Below are 736 nucleotides of genomic sequence, written 5' to 3' on the forward strand. Positions count from 1 at the left end.
CCATCATGGGCTCCGGCCTGCTCTCGTTCCCCATCACCGACTTCGACGAGCAGGGCAATTTCCGCCCCAAAACCTACATCGAGCGCCTGGAGTGGCTCGCCCCTTATGGCGCCAGCGCCCTGTTTGCCGCTGGCGGCACGGGTGAATACTTCTCGCTCTCGGGCCCCGAGTACAGCGAGGTCATCAAGACGGCGGTGGAGACCTGCCGGGGCAAGGTGCCGATCATTGCCGGCGCCGGTGGCCCCACCCGCACGGCCATTGCCCACGCGCAGGAGGCCGAGCGCCTGGGCGCCCACGGCATCCTGCTGCTGCCGCATTACCTGACCGAGGCCGGGCAGGAAGGCCTGATCGCCCATGTGGAGCAGGTCTGCAAGAGCGTGAAGTTCGGTGTGATCGTCTACAACCGCGACCGCACCAAGCTCACAGCCGAGTCCCTGGCCATCCTGGCCGAGCGTTGTCCGAACCTGGTGGGGTTCAAGGATGGGGTGGGCAATATCGAGACCATGTCGTCCATCTACATGAAGCTGGGGGACCGCTTTTCGTACCTGGGCGGTCTGCCCACGGCGGAGGTGTATGCCGCTGCCTACAAGGCGCTGGGCACGCCGGTGTATTCGTCGGCCGTCTTCAACTTCATCCCCAAGACGGCGATGGAGTTCTACCAAGCGGTGGCGAGTGACGACACGGCCACGCAGCACCGGCTGCTCAAGTCGTTCTTCATGCCGTACCTGGCCATCCG

General features: G+C 64.9%; 1 protein-coding gene. It reads left to right on the forward strand.

Annotation, left to right across the window (positions count from 1 at the left end):
• Nucleotides 1–2: 2 nt before the first annotated feature.
• A partial coding sequence (locus tag ACODSM_RS22430) for a 5-dehydro-4-deoxyglucarate dehydratase (RefSeq protein ID WP_488806945.1) occupies nucleotides 3–736 on the forward strand: 734 nt, incomplete at its 3' end.

This window comes from Acidovorax sp. FG42 (assembly GCF_057809195.1).